General features: G+C 33.7%; 12 protein-coding genes and 1 pseudogene. 8 read left to right on the forward strand and 5 right to left on the reverse strand.

The window, feature by feature from the left end:
* The first annotated feature begins 187 nt into the window (after positions 1 to 187).
* Positions 188 to 1,195: a class 1 fructose-bisphosphatase gene (gene fbp, locus GK51_RS02325; RefSeq protein WP_048331523.1), complete on the forward strand. Its 1,008-nt coding sequence runs from the start codon at positions 188 to 190 to the stop codon at positions 1,193 to 1,195.
* 48 nt (positions 1,196 to 1,243) lie between these two features.
* Here the strand turns inward: fbp and GK51_RS02330 are convergent, their stop codons facing one another.
* On the reverse strand, positions 1,244 to 1,675 hold the full coding sequence (locus GK51_RS02330; RefSeq protein ID WP_048331524.1) for a tellurite resistance TerB family protein: 432 nt from the start codon (positions 1,673 to 1,675) through the stop codon (positions 1,244 to 1,246).
* A gap of 219 nt (positions 1,676 to 1,894) precedes the next feature.
* On the opposite strand from GK51_RS02330, the pseudogene mfd reads away from it, so the two are divergent.
* Together mfd and GK51_RS02340 are read left to right on the forward strand one after the other, a co-directional pair.
* Positions 1,895 to 5,277 (forward strand): annotated as a pseudogene (gene mfd, locus GK51_RS02335) (transcription-repair coupling factor).
* 46 nt (positions 5,278 to 5,323) lie between these two features.
* On the forward strand, positions 5,324 to 6,628 hold the full coding sequence (locus GK51_RS02340; protein ID WP_048331526.1) for a TlpA family protein disulfide reductase: 1,305 nt from the start codon (positions 5,324 to 5,326) through the stop codon (positions 6,626 to 6,628).
* Positions 6,629 to 6,662: 34 nt separating this feature from the next.
* Here GK51_RS02340 and GK51_RS02345 read toward each other — a convergent pair whose 3' ends face one another.
* From GK51_RS02345 to GK51_RS02355, 3 genes are read right to left on the reverse strand one after another with little or no spacing between them, the layout of a single operon-like run.
* Positions 6,663 to 7,202: a hypothetical protein gene (locus tag GK51_RS02345; protein ID WP_156179540.1), complete on the reverse strand. Its 540-nt coding sequence runs from the start codon at positions 7,200 to 7,202 to the stop codon at positions 6,663 to 6,665.
* A 19-nt stretch (positions 7,203 to 7,221) separates the two neighbouring features.
* Positions 7,222 to 7,581, reverse strand: coding sequence for a YraN family protein (locus GK51_RS02350; protein ID WP_048331530.1), 360 nt, complete (start codon positions 7,579 to 7,581; stop codon positions 7,222 to 7,224).
* A gap of 56 nt (positions 7,582 to 7,637) precedes the next feature.
* Positions 7,638 to 8,507: a winged helix-turn-helix domain-containing protein gene (locus tag GK51_RS02355; RefSeq protein ID WP_048331532.1), complete on the reverse strand. Its 870-nt coding sequence runs from the start codon at positions 8,505 to 8,507 to the stop codon at positions 7,638 to 7,640.
* 122 nt (positions 8,508 to 8,629) lie between these two features.
* Here GK51_RS02355 and GK51_RS02360 point away from each other — a divergent pair, with 122 nt between their 5' ends.
* The 3 genes from GK51_RS02360 (at position 8,630) to GK51_RS02370 (ending at position 9,950) form a co-directional block, all read left to right on the forward strand.
* Positions 8,630 to 9,229: a hypothetical protein gene (locus GK51_RS02360; protein WP_048331534.1), complete on the forward strand. Its 600-nt coding sequence runs from the start codon at positions 8,630 to 8,632 to the stop codon at positions 9,227 to 9,229.
* A 113-nt stretch (positions 9,230 to 9,342) separates the two neighbouring features.
* The gene (locus tag GK51_RS02365; protein WP_231575836.1) at positions 9,343 to 9,600 is read left to right on the forward strand and encodes a hypothetical protein; all 258 of its coding nucleotides are present in this window, start codon (positions 9,343 to 9,345) and stop codon (positions 9,598 to 9,600) included.
* A complete protein-coding gene (locus GK51_RS02370; RefSeq protein WP_048331536.1) occupies positions 9,597 to 9,950 on the forward strand; it encodes a hypothetical protein in 354 nt (117 codons plus the stop codon). The genes GK51_RS02365 and GK51_RS02370 overlap by 4 nt, the downstream gene beginning before the upstream one ends.
* Here GK51_RS02370 and GK51_RS02375 read toward each other — a convergent pair.
* Positions 9,942 to 10,958, reverse strand: coding sequence for a S66 peptidase family protein (locus GK51_RS02375; protein WP_197072709.1), 1,017 nt, complete (start codon positions 10,956 to 10,958; stop codon positions 9,942 to 9,944). The genes GK51_RS02370 and GK51_RS02375 overlap by 9 nt on opposite strands.
* A gap of 126 nt (positions 10,959 to 11,084) precedes the next feature.
* Between GK51_RS02375 and metG the strand changes: the two genes are divergently transcribed.
* Both metG and GK51_RS02385 read left to right on the forward strand, forming a co-directional pair.
* A complete protein-coding gene (gene metG, locus GK51_RS02380; RefSeq protein WP_048331538.1) occupies positions 11,085 to 13,169 on the forward strand; it encodes a methionine--tRNA ligase in 2,085 nt (694 codons plus the stop codon).
* A 105-nt stretch (positions 13,170 to 13,274) separates the two neighbouring features.
* Positions 13,275 to 14,675, forward strand: coding sequence for a hypothetical protein (locus GK51_RS02385; RefSeq protein ID WP_048331540.1), 1,401 nt, complete (start codon positions 13,275 to 13,277; stop codon positions 14,673 to 14,675).
* The last annotated feature ends 287 nt before the right edge of the window (positions 14,676 to 14,962 follow it).

Below are 14,962 nucleotides of genomic sequence, written 5' to 3' on the forward strand. Positions count from 1 at the left end.
AATTTCGTTTATCAAATTTAAAACCGATTCCATGTCAGATTTTTTAGCCTCTCTAACTGAAATACCCATACCTCTATTTTGGCGTAAATATAGTTTAAACTTGGGTATTTAGCCACATATAAATTTGATGAAAACGTTATAGTTTCCTAAAAAATACGATATTTGCACAAACCATAGATACACTTTCATGTCCAGAAAAAACCAAACCCTCGGTGAATTTATAATTGAAAATCAATCGTCATTTAAATACACTTCTGGTGAGTTATCTCGATTGATCAATTCTATACGTTTAGCGGCCAAAGTCGTAAATCATGAAGTGAATAAAGCTGGTTTGGTTGATATTATTGGTGCTGTTGGTGAAACCAATATTCAAGGAGAAGACCAACAAAAACTGGACGTTTATGCTAATGATAAGTTTATTCAAACCTTAACAAATAGAAACATTGTTTGTGGAATTGCTAGTGAAGAAGAAGATGATTTTATCACCATAAACAGTCAAGATGAAAACAACAACAATAAGTATGTCGTTTTAATTGATCCGTTGGATGGTTCATCTAATATTGATGTAAATGTGTCTGTAGGAACTATTTTTTCGGTTTATAGACGCGTTACGCCTGTTGGCACACCTGTTCAATTGGAAGATTTTTTACAAAAAGGCAATCAGCAAGTGGCTGCTGGTTACGTAGTTTATGGTACATCTACTATGTTGGTTTATACAACTGGAGCTGGTGTTAATGGGTTTACTTTAAATCCTGCAATTGGTACATTTTACTTATCACATCCAAACATGACTTTTCCTGTAGACGGCAAAATATATTCCGTAAACGAAGGAAATTACATCCACTTTCCTCAAGGCATAAAAAATTATATTAAATATTGCCAAATGGAAGAAGGTGACAGACCGTATACATCAAGATACATTGGTTCTTTGGTATCTGACTTTCATAGAAACATGATAAAAGGTGGTATTTATTTATACCCAAAAAGTTCTAAAACCTCTAACGGAAAATTACGTTTATTATATGAATGTAATCCTATGGCACTTTTAGCAGAACAAGCGAAAGGAAAAGCCAGCGATGGTTTTAAGCGTATTTTAGATATTGAACCTACGGAACTCCACCAACGCGTGCCTTTTATTTGTGGCAGCAAAAATATGGTAGAAAAAGCGGAAGAATTTATGCGTTTAGCCGAATAAAAAAAGCCACTTAAAAAGTGGCTTTCATATATATTTGGAATATAAATCTTAACGATTCATATTTTTCATTTCTTCAATAAACGTGTCTAAATCTACACCATCACTTACAAGCGTTAAAGCTTTTTCAGTAATATACTTAACATTTTCAGGTGAAAACCCAAGTCCAATAGCTATTTTACGCAAAACAAACTCTTCGTGATCACCTTTAATATGATCTACAAAAACCATACGCGCTAAATCAAACAAACGCTCTAAACGCCTATCATAAGAAGTTGGAGGATTAATAGGATGCGACTGGTAATCTTTCAAAATCGTTTTATAATCGGCTTCGCTGATATCTAAATTTCTTGCTAATCGGTCCAAAAACGCTTTTTCCTCGTCGGTAATAATACCATCATCCATGGCTACTCTAACAATAGAAGCAAAATGATCTTCGTTACGTTTTTTAAATCCGCTATCAAATAAATCTGAAAATGACATATCTTTTTTGTTTTAATTCCCGATGTTTCGGGACTGCAAATATAAATAAAGTTACCACTCTTTAAAACATAAATTTTTCTTTTTTGAAGGAGCAATTTTAAAACCCTTTTCACTCATAAAACTCAAGCGTTGAGCATCATCAAAAAAACCATTTTACCTGAAATAAAATAAAGATGAATAAACCTTGAATTAGTATATTTGCACAAAATACACTTGCTTTTGAGTAAATCTATCCTCACGCAAACATATGCACAGGCTTTGCAAACGCAAAATCTGCAAACGGCTATTGCCCAAAACGACCATTTCGACTCCGCTTTAGGCAAGTCTCGCTCACATTTAAAAGGCCTTGTTGGCTCTGCTTTTTCATTCGTCATTAGTGAAACTTTTAAACAAGCAGACAAACCCTTTTTACTTGTTTTTAACGATAAAGAAGAAGCAGCTTTCTACCTGAACGATTTGGAAGCTATGCTGAATGATAAAGATGTGCTTTTTTATCCAGGCAGTTACAGAAGACCGTATCAGATTGAAGAAACCGATAATGCGAATGTTTTACTACGTTCCGAGGTTTTAAACCGCATTAACTCGCGCAAAAAACCAGCCATAATTATCACCTATCCAGATGCGCTTTTTGAAAAAGTAGTCACGCGAAGAGAGCTAGAAAAGAATACACTTAAAATTTCGGTGAATGATAATTTATCAATCGATTTTGTTAACGAAGTCCTTTTCGAATATAAGTTTAAACGTGTTGATTTTGTTACAGAACCAGGTGAATTCTCGGTTCGTGGTGGAATTGTAGATGTGTTTTCATTTTCACATGATGAACCGTACAGAATTGAATTTTTTGGTGATGATGTTGATAGCATTCGGACTTTTGATGTGGAAACCCAACTGTCAACCGATCAAATCAAAAAAATTAGCATCATCCCTAATGTTGCCAATAAATTTTTAGATGAAAGCCGACAGAGTTTTCTAAAATACATCGCTCAAAAAACCGTCATTTTCACAAAAAATGCCGAATTAGTTTTCGATAGGATTGACGATTTTTACAATAAAGCAGAAGACGCTTTTAAAAATTTATCTTCTGAACTCAAACATGCCGAACCAGAAGAATTATTCTGTAATGCGTCGCTTTTAAAAAAGCAGTTATTAGATTTTAATTTAGTGGAATTTGGAAGTAAAGCTATTTTCTCACTATCAGCTAAAAGCGAAGAATCTGTAATCAACTTCAACACCACACCTCAACCTTCGTTTAACAAGCAATTCAATTTATTAATTGACGATTTAAACTTGCATCACAACAAAGGTTACACCAATTATATTGCTTGCGTGAGTGAACAGCAAGCGAAGCGTTTTCATGATATTTTTGATGATGCTGAAGCAACCGTTCACTATAAAACCATAGTATTGTCCTTATATCAAGGTTTTGTAGACCACGAAAATAAAATAACCTGTTATACAGATCATCAAATATTTGAGCGCTATCATAAATTTCATTTAAAAAATGGCTACGCCAAAAAACAGGCTATTACCTTAAAAGAACTAACCAATTTAGATATTGGCGATTATGTTACGCATATTGATCATGGAATTGGTCGCTTTGGAGGTCTTCAAAAAATAGATGTTGAAGGCAACAAGCAAGAAGCCATTAAATTAATTTATGGCGAACGCGATATCTTGTATTTAAGCATTCATTCGCTTCATAAAATTACCAAGTTTAACGGAAAAGATGGCAAACCTCCTAAAGTTTATAAATTAGGAAGTAAAGCTTGGAAAACGCTTAAAGCAAAAACCAAATCGCGCGTTAAAGAAATTGCCTTTAATTTAATTCAAGTTTATGCGAAGCGAAAATTAGAAAAAGGCCATCAATACCATCCTGACAGCCACATGCAACATGAGCTGGAAGCCTCTTTTATTTATGAGGACACGCCAGACCAAAGTACAGCAACGGCTGACGTAAAAATGGATATGGAAAGTGAACGTCCTATGGACAGACTCGTTTGTGGCGACGTTGGTTTTGGTAAAACGGAAGTCGCTATTCGTGCAGCTTTTAAAGCGGTTGATAACGGAAAGCAAGTTGCTGTTTTAGTGCCAACAACTATTTTGGCTTACCAACATTCCAGAACGTTTAAAGAACGCTTAAAAGATTTTCCAGTCACGGTAGATTATCTCAACCGTTTTAGAACAGCTAAAGAGAAACGTGAAACTTTAGCCAACCTTGAATCTGGAGCAGTCGATATTATTATTGGTACACATCAGCTAGTTAACAAAAACGTCAAGTTTAAAGATTTAGGTTTACTGATTGTGGATGAGGAACAAAAGTTTGGTGTTGCCGTAAAAGAGAAATTAAAAACCTTAAAAGACAATGTGGATGTGCTGACGTTGACAGCCACACCAATTCCACGAACTCTACAATTTAGCTTGATGGCTGCTCGTGATTTATCGGTTATTACAACGCCTCCTCCCAATAGACATCCTATAGAAAGTCATGTAATTCGGTTTACGGAAGAAAGCATTCGCGATGCTGTAACCTATGAAATTCAACGTGGTGGACAAATCTTTTTTATTCATAACCGCATTGAAAACATCAAGGAAGTCGCTGGCATGATTCAACGTCTGGTTCCAGACGCTAAAATTGGTATTGGCCACGGACAAATGGAAGGCAAAAAATTGGAACAACTCATGTTGGCCTTTATCAATGGTGAATTTGATGTTTTAGTCAGTACCACCATTGTAGAAAGTGGTTTAGATGTTCCAAATGCGAATACCATTTTTATTAATAATGCGAATAATTTTGGTTTAAGTGATTTACACCAAATGCGCGGACGTGTAGGACGAAGCAATAAAAAGGCTTTTTGTTATTTTATCACACCAGAATATTCTGCCATGACGGAAGATGCCAGAAAACGAATTACCGCTTTAGAACAATTCAGTGAATTAGGAAGTGGTTTTAATATTGCCATGAAAGATTTAGAAATTCGTGGTGCAGGTGATTTATTAGGTGGTGAACAAAGTGGTTTTATCAATGATATTGGTTTTGATACCTATCAGAAAATTCTAAATGAAGCCATTGATGAACTGAAAGAAACTGAGTTTAAGGATTTATATGAAGATGATGGCAAAGAAAAAGACTACGTAAAAGACATCACGATAGATAGCGATTTTGAATTGTTATTTCCAGATGATTACGTGAACAATATTGCCGAACGTTTAAGTTATATACTAAATTGAACGACATTAAAACGGAAGCCGAACTCGAAAAATTTGAAACCGAAATTCGTGATCGTTTTGGAGAGTTACCAGCACAAGTGGTGGATTTAATGAATAGTGTTCGTATTAAGTGGACAGCTACCAAAATGGGACTCGAAAAAGTGGTGATGAAACAAAACAAACTCATTGGGTATTTTATTACTGATCAGAAAAGTGGTTTTTACCAAAGTTCAAATTTCACACGTGTTTTACAGTTTGTGCAATCCCATCCGCAAGCTTGTAAAATGAAAGAAAAACAAACCCGAAATGGGCTGCGTTTATTATTAACATTTGAAAATATTAAAAGTGTAGACCAAGCTTTAAAAGCTTTACAACCTATAATAATTAAAGACTAATTACCACATGGCATAAGTCTTGTGCATATTCTTGAAACGTATTACTATGAAAAAACTGCTTCTTCTCTGTCTATTATTACCCATTATAACTTTTGCACAACATAGCATTCAAGGTATGTTTTCGCCAGCGGAATCGTTTAGTTTTGTGCTACTCTATTATGTAACACCTTCAGGAACAAACTATGTAGAACAAGCCAAAACCAATGAAGATGGTAGTTGGACTGTGGAATTGAAAGCAGATACTAAAATTGGCATCTATAAAATTGTGTACGCAACACCTGTTGAAGAAAACAACTTTGATGTGTTTTACAATGGAAAAGAATCTATCTCCTTAACCTTCGATTTAGATAAAGGACTTCAATTTACCGCTTCTGAAGAAAATAAATTATGGCAAAATTATACGGATAGCATTTCAAAAATCAACGGTTTAATAAGTAAGTACTACATGACGGGAAAAAGTGATATGTCCGAAATTACAGCCATTTTTGAAACCTTGAAAAACACACAAAACCGGTTTGAAGAAACCGCTTCTGATATGATGATTTCGCCATTTGTAAAATCGAATAGAACGTATATTCCTGAAAACTATGAAGATGTTAATACCTATTCCGGAAATCTTAAAAAACACTATTTCGATTATATGGATTTCAGCAATCCGCTGTTACAAAGCTCTGATTTTTTAAGCGAACGTGTTAATGCCTATGTATTTGCTATGCCAGAAGAAACTAGCTATTACAACCAAGCTGTTGATGATGTTGTAGCGGCAATTGGCAGCAATCAAGAAGCAGCAATTTTAATATTAGAAAATCTTTGGCAAAGTATGCTAAAACAGCAACAACCCGAAGTTGCTAATTATATCAGTGACACCTATTTATTACCACTCGCAAAAATGCGCAATAAAACCAATTTAATAGAAGTTCTTGAAGATTACAACAAATCGGCTGTCGGTAAAAAAGCAGCAAATTTCGAGTTTACCTATTTAGAAAACAACAAACCTACAAAAACCAATTTATACGATTTCAACATCTCTAAAAAAACATTACTTATTTTTTGGAGTAGTGGTTGTAGCCATTGTTTGGAAGAACTTCCAAAAGTGCATATGATAATGAAACAACATCCAGAAGTAACAGTTTTAGCTTATGGTTTGGAAGACAGCATTAGAAGTTGGAACAAAATCATTCCTGAATTTCCAGATTTTATTCACACTTACGATTTAAAAAAATGGGATAGTCCACTTATTGATATTTATGGTGTTTCGGCCACACCGTCGTATTTTGTTTTAGATGCTGATAAAAATATGTTGGCAAAACCTGAACATGTGGAAGATTTAGAGACTTATTTTAATGAGTAAAACAGTTTATAATAGCTTTTGATTCTATTTTTTTTTATTGAATCATTGGTTTTACAATACTAATTTTTTTCTTTCCTATTAAACCTGTTGACACGCCAAAATCAATAAGTAATGAAATAGGAAATAGAATGATTCCAAAACATCCAAGATTATAATCTGTAAATATCACTAAACCAGCATCTGGATTGATTCCTTCTTTGGTAACTGACTTAAAGATTTTACCAAAAAAGAAATAATCCGTACTTGTCCATCCTTTTTTTATAGGCGTTTCAAGAACAAGATTTACATATTCAATATTTTTTTGATTAAACCTGCCTTTTTTCGGTCCGTTTCCGCCTAATAATTCTCCTGACCAGCTTCTGACTTTAGTATCATAAAATTGAATATCATCAATTGTTAACCAATCTTCATCTGGCCAAATAAAACAAATCTCTGTTTCACTTCCCTTTGCAGTTATCGAATATGTTCCATTTGACAATACATCTGTTGCATCGTTAATCGTATAAATTGTTTGGTCAGAAAATTTCATTTCTAAATAATCTTTCCAGTTTTTAATTTCACTATTATTTTTCATAAAGTGTCTACAAAAAAAATTAAAAATGATAAAACGCATTTTCATAATGCGTAATCGTTTCGGTCGTTTTATTTTTTAAAACGGCAACAATATCAAACCGACATCCCAAATCAATATCGTTTTCGGTAATATAGGCATCCATTACTTTCACGAGTAATTTTATTTTACTGGACGTAACAAAGTCTTGTGGATCACCAAAAAAATCGGAGTTTCTTGCTTTGACCTCTACGCAAATCAACTCGTTTTTATAGGTAGCAATAATATCAACTTCCGCTTTTTGATAAAAATAATTACGTTCTAGAATCTGATAGCCTTTGGCTTGCAAGTATTCTGCTGCCATTTGTTCGCCTAATTCGCCAAATTCATTGTGTTGTGCCATGTTCACTTCCCACGAAAGTGGAAATCTTTTTGTTTAACAACTACAAGATAATGAATTTAACGTTCCGTAAGTTCCAACTTATAACCAACACCATGCACATTGGTGATTTTAATAGAAGCATCATCTTGCAGTTTTTTACGCAATTTAGAAATATAAGTATCTAAACTTCTACCAACAAATACGCCATGATCTTCCCATACTTTTTTGGTGAGCTCATCACGTTTTATAATTTGGTTTGGATTAGCTACAAATATTTCTAACAACTCACATTCCTTTTTAGAGAGACTAATTTCTTCGGATTGTTTCACTAATTTATTCTGTTCAGGATAAAAGTGAAAACTTCCAATTTCGGAATAATCACCTGCTTCCATTGCTGAAACTGGTTCTAATTTCCTTTTATAAAACCCAAAAAACAACAATCCTAACCCTCCAAAAAGCAAGCCATAGAAACCAGCTTTTACACCAAAATTATTAGCAGGTAAATCGGTAAAAATAACCTGAATAGTGTAGCAACTTTCTGGTAAATAACGACCACTACAAGGTACAATACTATTTTCAATCGTGTTTAAAATTTGAAAACTATAAGCCACTTCTTGTGCATCACAAGAAATGGTTTCTACTAAATAATTACTAGGAAGTTCAGCTTGTTTAAAGGCTTCATCAATTGTTGAAACCAACTGACTTGGCTCAAATGACAAAGGCTTTTCAAACGTTAATTGAAATCTATTCTTTTTTAAAGCTTTTACGGGTTGAACCAATGATGTGGAATCTTGATTAATCAGTAATAATTGGTTACCAACTTCGCGTAAGGAAACCTTAACGCGTTCAGAAAACAAGTCCGTTTCATCACTTTTTAATGTCAATATCCCAACAGAAAGCAAGACTAAAATTAAGCCGCCAATTTTAAAAAGAGTTCTTTTTGTCATAACAAGGTAAATAACTAAAATTTTAATGACATTTTACAGTCATTCACACTTCTTTTACATTCTTTTGACACTTTTTGAAAACCTTTAGCCTAGTTTTACTTCCTAATCAAAAACGAGCAATTATGTATAAATCAATTATTTGTAGTCTTATTTTTTTAAGCACAGGCTGTAGTCAAACAAAAACCATTGAATCTGAAACTACTCAAGATGTTGCTTTAAAAACAGAAACTGAAGCGGTGAAAATTAAAGAATTTAATGGAAATCCATTATTTATTTCAGATCCTTATGATTTAGAAATTACTATCGAAAAAACAGAAAATAACAACTATGAATTAGTAACCGAAATCATTTTGAAAAACGATTCGTATTTTGTGTCGCCACATTCTACAGTAGCATACAAAGGCAGATTTAGTTCTAAATTACAGAAAAGTAATCATGTTAAAATGGTTGAGCCCATTGTAGAAATACCACGCTCTGTTGAAGAAATTGATCCACATCCTTTTGTAGATGGCCCAGTAAATTGGGTTCGCGAAAACACAACCTATAGACAACCGCTTGTAATTAATACGAATTCCGATTTTGAAGTTTCTGGGCTTATAAAATTCACTATTGAACCGCGTTGTTCTTTAGAAAAAATTGGATATACTATTAATCATAAAGATGGCGAAATGACTGTGAAAGTTCTTCAAGGTTGTCAGATTACTGAATTAATGGACATGTAGAAACAACCCTCAAAAATTATAAATTTAACTTTTAGTCGTACCTTTGTGTTTACTATAAAAATGCAGTATGGCTAGTCAAATTAAATGCCCAAATTGTGGTATTTATAATAAAAATGAAGATTATTGCACGAATTGCGGCACACTTTTATCGCATAAAAAAAAGACGTGAACTAGCGTTTGCTCAAGACGAAAAAGACCGCAAGGTACGTGAGCAAATTCAAAAAGAGAAATCGCCTTCCTTTTACCAGAAGTATAAAAGTCATCGGTTTCTAGTCGTACGGATATTTGCCAAAGTTATTCATTCCATTTGGATGGGATTCATGGCTGTAGGTATGTTCATAGCTTGGCTAATTTCAGCAATTGCGGCATGAAAATTTTAAAACATCCGGTTTTTATTTGCTGCCTATTAATAGCAGTCTTCATTTATATTCTTCAAAAGTTCCAAATACCACTTCCGGATTGGATATACTTTTATGTGAATGATTTTTTATGCATGCCCATAGTTTTAATTTTAAGTTTAGCACTTATTAGACATTTAAAAAAAACAGAAAACGTGTATGTTCCGTTGCTAGTTGTTTTGGCTTTAACAAGCTACTTTGCCTTTTATTTTGAGTGGTTTATGCCACAAATCACCACACGATATACGGCTGATATTATAGATGTAGTTTTATACTTTTTAGGAGCTATGTTGTTTTTCAAATTCCAGAAACGTCTATTTTGAAAATTGTAAAGTCGATTGATCTTTACCAACAACCAACTCCACATCCTGTCCTAAAAACATGGCGCGATTATCATCCTCATGACCAGCTGGCATATTAAATGCTATAGGGAAATCATATTCTGATAAGGCATCTAGAATTAATTGCTCGACAGAACTTCCCCAAACGGTCGTGTTTTTTCGCATTTTCGTCATATCACCAACCAAAACACCTGCACAATTATCAAAATAACCAGCACGTTTTAAACTTTGCAACATACGATCTACATGGTATTTATATTCGCCAATTTCTTCAATAAAAATAATTTTACCAGCCGTATCTATACTGCTCTTTGAACCCAACATAGTATGCAATATGGTTAAGTTGCCACCAACAATAGGCGCATGTACTTTACCAATTTTATTATAATTGGAACCTTTCAAAGTATAGGAAAGTGGTTCACCAAATAGCGCTTTTTTAAAGGTAGCGATGGTTTCTTCCAATCCCGTTTCATCAACTGTTAAACTGGTACACATCATAGCATGAATAGTTTCAAAACCATGATTATGAAAATCATTATGCAAAGCCGTAATATCGCTATAACCAATTAACCATTTCGGATCTTTTTTGAGTTTCGCATAATCCAATTTGTCTAAAATTCTGACTGTTCCATAACCACCTCTTGCTGCCCAAATAGCACTAACGGTTGGATTATCCATAGCTTTTTGAAAATCCTCACAACGTTGTGCATCGGTTCCTGCAAAATGATTATCCTGACTAAAAACATGTTTACCAACCAAAGCATGCAAACCCCAACTTTCTAATAATTTTATGGCTCGTTGAACTTCAGCTTGACGATTTTTTAAAATTCCTGAAGGTGCTACAATAGCAACCGTATCACCTGCTTTTAAATATGGTGGTTGTATCAATTTTTGTGTTTTTTGAGTTGACAAATCAGTTTGTTTTGCGGTACCTGTTCCAAAGAACAAAACGCTACAAAACAACATTAATACTATAGAGATTTTCGACATATTGTAAATGTACATTTTTTTTCTAAATCGACCTTAAAATGTGTACTTTTGTGACTTCAAATTAATAATGAAAAGCAGATAGACGTGCATGTGTCTTCTGCTTCTGACTATAAGTTTTTTAATACCATGAATCAACCAAAACGATATACCATTACAGCAGCTTTACCATACACAAACGGTCCTATTCATATTGGTCATTTGGCTGGAGTTTACCTACCTGCTGATATTTACGCACGTTATTTACGCTTAACAAATAATGATGTTGCGTTTATTTGTGGTAGTGATGAACATGGTGTTCCTATTACCATTAAAGCGAAAAAAGAAGGTGTAACACCTCAAGATATCGTTGACAAATATCATGCGATTATTAAAAAATCATTTGAGGATTTCGGAATTACCTTTGATAACTATTCCAGAACATCAGCAAAAATTCATCATGATACCGCTCAAGAATTTTTCAAAACCCTGTATGACAAAGGTGAATTTATTGAAGAAGTTACTGAACAATTATATGACGAGGAAGCGAATCAGTTTTTAGCCGATCGTTTTGTAACAGGAACTTGCCCAAAATGTGGTAATGAAGAAGCTTATGGTGATCAATGCGAGAAATGTGGAAGCAGTTTAAATGCGACTGATTTAATTAACCCGAAATCAGCCATTACCGGAAATGTTCCAACAATGAAAGCCACCAAACACTGGTTTTTACCATTAGATAAACACGAAGCTTTCTTAAAAGAATGGATTTTAAAAGGCCATAAAAAAGATTGGAAACCCAATGTTTACGGTCAAGTTAAATCATGGATTGACGACGGTTTACGTCCAAGAGCTGTAACCAGAGATTTAGATTGGGGAATTCCTGTTCCCGTTGAAGGTGGTGAAGGCAAAGTCCTTTACGTTTGGTTTGACGCACCAATTGGTTACATTTCTGCTACCAAAGAATGGGCAGAACGTGTAGGTAAAGATTGGGAACCATATTGGAAAAGTGACGACACCAAATTGGTACACTTTATTGGAAAAGATAACATTGTATTTCATTGTATTATTTTCCCAAGCATGCTAAAAGCTGAAGGTTCATATATTTTACCAGACAACGTTCCTGCTAACGAATTTTTGAATTTAGAAGGTCAGAAATTATCAACCTCAAAAAATTGGGCTGTTTGGTTGCCAGACTATCTAATAGATTTTCCAAATCAGCAGGATGTGTTGCGTTACGCCCTGACTGCCAACGCTCCAGAAAGTAAGGACAACGATTTTACATGGGCAGATTTTCAAGCCAGAAATAACAACGAATTGGTGGCCATTTTCGGGAACTTTATTAATCGTGTGGTAGTTTTAACCAACAAGTATTATGATGGTTTTATTCCAGAGGCATCTGAATTCTCTCAAGTAGACGAAGAAACTTTAGCAGCCATAAAAGCCTATCCTGCGGTTATTTCAAGTTCTATAGAACGCTATAGATTCCGTGAAGCATCACAGGAATTCATGAATTTAGCGCGATTAGGTAATAAATATTTAGCTGATGAAGAACCTTGGAAACTCATTAAAACAGATGAAGCACGAACCAAAACGATCATGTTTGTAGCCTTACAAATCGCTTCGGCTTTAGCCACATTAGGTGAACCGTTTTTACCGTTTACGTCTGCCAAATTGAAACAGATTCTTCGCGTTGCTCTGAATGACAATGACAATTCGAAAACAGTTGAGAACTCATGGAACGATATTTCAACCAAAGACACACTTATTCCAGCTGGGCACCAAATTGGTCCAGGTGAATTATTATTTTCCAAAATTGAAGATGAAACTATTCAACTACAATTAGACAAATTAGAAGCCAGTAAAAAAGCGAATGAAGCGGCTAACAAAAAAGTAGATCCAGAAAAAGAAAGCATCACGTTTGAAGATTTCTCAAAATTAGATTTACGTGTTGGTACTATTTTAGAAGCTGAAAAAATGCCAAAAGCCAACAAGCTTTTAGTTTTAAAAGTGGATACTGGTATTGATGTTAGAACCATTGTTTCTGGTATTGCCGAAAGTTTTAAACCCGAAGATATTATTGGCAGAAAGGTAACGGTTTTAGTCAATTTAGCACCTAGAAAATTACGAGGTGTAGAAAGTCAAGGCATGATTTTAATGACGGAAAATCCAGATGGAAAATTAGTGTTTGTAAATCCTGATGATGCTTCGGTTACAAATGGCTTACAGATTTCTTAAAGTTATTGAATATATAGAAACTATATGTTAGTCCCAAAAATACGATTTCTTAAAAATGCTATGTGTCAAAAAATCAGGTTTTTAGGCCTAGTTTTAGTCTTTTTCATGGGATTATCTTCCGTTTCTGCTCAAAAACACTTCGCATTAATTGAAACAGAAAGAGATTTTCCCGACGAAAAATTAAAGGAGGTTTTTTCAATTACAGATAATAAGAGTGAAACACTAGCTTTAATACTTCAGACTAAAAAAGGATTAGAAAGCTATTTATACCATGCCAATAAAGAGCGTATTAATCATATTAGCATTAAAAAAGTACCTTCAAAATCTGATGTTTTAGTGGGTAATGCCAATGTTGGAAATAATTATCGGTTATTCTACAGTAATAAATCGGAATCCCAATTTAGTATGTTTCAGTTAAATTTTGATGACGGCTCATACCAGATTACAGAAGATTTAAATCTTGATATTTCAGGTGAAAAGATTTTAAAATATATTAGTCAAGATGATAAACTCTACCTACTAACTTTAAAACGATTTTCCTCAATATTAAAACTGTATACGTTTAATATGGAAGGACATGTCACGACAAGACGCTACGATTTATCTAACGAAAAAATTGAAAACGATAACGGTTTAACATACGACTTAAGCACATTAATTTACCAAAACAATGTTACCAATAGAGCCATTGAATATGTAGATGTTAGTGTACCTAATTCTTTGGAAGCCGCAGCTGCCATTACGAAAATCTATTTTCAAGATGACCAGTTAATTATAACCAATAATTTATATACCAAATTCACTTATAAAATAGCCATAAACATCCACGAGGAAAGCTATTCGTTTGAAAAAATTGAAAACAATCATTTTAAGAAAGATGATAAATTAGTAACTGCCAATTCCTTTATAATTAAAAACCATATTTTAACGACGTATGCTAATGGCGAACAGGTGTTTCTAGATATTTATAAGGCGGATACTTCGGAACTAATCAAAACATTTACAATCTCTAAAGGCGAAGATATTTCATTTAAAAATACACCTATCATGATTGAAAATGGTGATTTCAGCAAACTTCGTGAAGTTGAAAAGTCGGCTAAATTTATTAGAAAAATTTCCTATTCCAATATTGGTATTTCGGCTTTTGAAATGGACAACCAGTATGTTATAACATTAGGTGCTAGTGAGCCTTCAAGCTCTGGAAGTATGATTATTATTGGATATGTAGTTGGAGGTGTAGTTGGTGCTGCTATATTTTCGGCATTCGAATCGTATTCAGAAACAAAATCTACTAGAATTCAATGTCTTTTTGATTCAGATTTTAATCATGTACAAGGTTCTGTTCCTAAAAATGGTTTCGACCAAATTCAAGATTTTGTCGATTCTCACAACTTTAAAACAATAGAAAAGCAAACCGTTTTTAAATTCCAAGACAATTATGTTTGGGGTAGCTTTGATTGGACAACAGGCTATTATAGACTTTATACTTTTTCAAAAGAAAAATAGCAATTAGACTCCTAAAAATTAGTTTTGTTTTCTGAACATTCAATAAACATTTCTATCAATAACACGCCATTTTTATTCATTTGAATTAACATACTGGCTTATTAAAACGTACTTTTGAAGTATTAAAATCTAAAATTTATGAAATATATAATAGTATTACTTTTAACCTTAAGCGTATTGTCCTGTGGGACTACAAACGTTGTTAAAGACTCTGAAAAAGATTTAAAAGGAACTTGGACATTAAACTCGTTCAACTACAGTAAAACAGGTGTTTTTAATGTAGATTT

This window comes from Bizionia psychrotolerans (assembly GCF_001039595.1).

Excerpts from the sequence above, each read along its gene's own strand:
- fbp (WP_048331523.1), top strand. The coding sequence starts at position 188 with ATGTCCAGAAAAAACCAAACCCTCGGTGAATTTATAATTGAAAATCAA.
- GK51_RS02330 (WP_048331524.1), bottom strand. The coding sequence starts at position 1,675 with ATGTCATTTTCAGATTTATTTGATAGCGGATTTAAAAAACGTAACGAA.
- GK51_RS02340 (WP_048331526.1), top strand. The coding sequence starts at position 5,324 with ATGAAAAAACTGCTTCTTCTCTGTCTATTATTACCCATTATAACTTTT.
- GK51_RS02345 (WP_156179540.1), bottom strand. The coding sequence starts at position 7,202 with ATGAAAAATAATAGTGAAATTAAAAACTGGAAAGATTATTTAGAAATG.
- GK51_RS02350 (WP_048331530.1), bottom strand. The coding sequence starts at position 7,581 with ATGGCACAACACAATGAATTTGGCGAATTAGGCGAACAAATGGCAGCA.
- GK51_RS02355 (WP_048331532.1), bottom strand. The coding sequence starts at position 8,507 with ATGACAAAAAGAACTCTTTTTAAAATTGGCGGCTTAATTTTAGTCTTG.
- GK51_RS02360 (WP_048331534.1), top strand. The coding sequence starts at position 8,630 with ATGTATAAATCAATTATTTGTAGTCTTATTTTTTTAAGCACAGGCTGT.
- GK51_RS02365 (WP_231575836.1), top strand. The coding sequence starts at position 9,343 with ATGAAGATTATTGCACGAATTGCGGCACACTTTTATCGCATAAAAAAA.
- GK51_RS02370 (WP_048331536.1), top strand. The coding sequence starts at position 9,597 with ATGAAAATTTTAAAACATCCGGTTTTTATTTGCTGCCTATTAATAGCA.
- GK51_RS02375 (WP_197072709.1), bottom strand. The coding sequence starts at position 10,958 with ATGTCGAAAATCTCTATAGTATTAATGTTGTTTTGTAGCGTTTTGTTC.
- metG (WP_048331538.1), top strand. The coding sequence starts at position 11,085 with ATGAATCAACCAAAACGATATACCATTACAGCAGCTTTACCATACACA.
- GK51_RS02385 (WP_048331540.1), top strand. The coding sequence starts at position 13,275 with ATGGGATTATCTTCCGTTTCTGCTCAAAAACACTTCGCATTAATTGAA.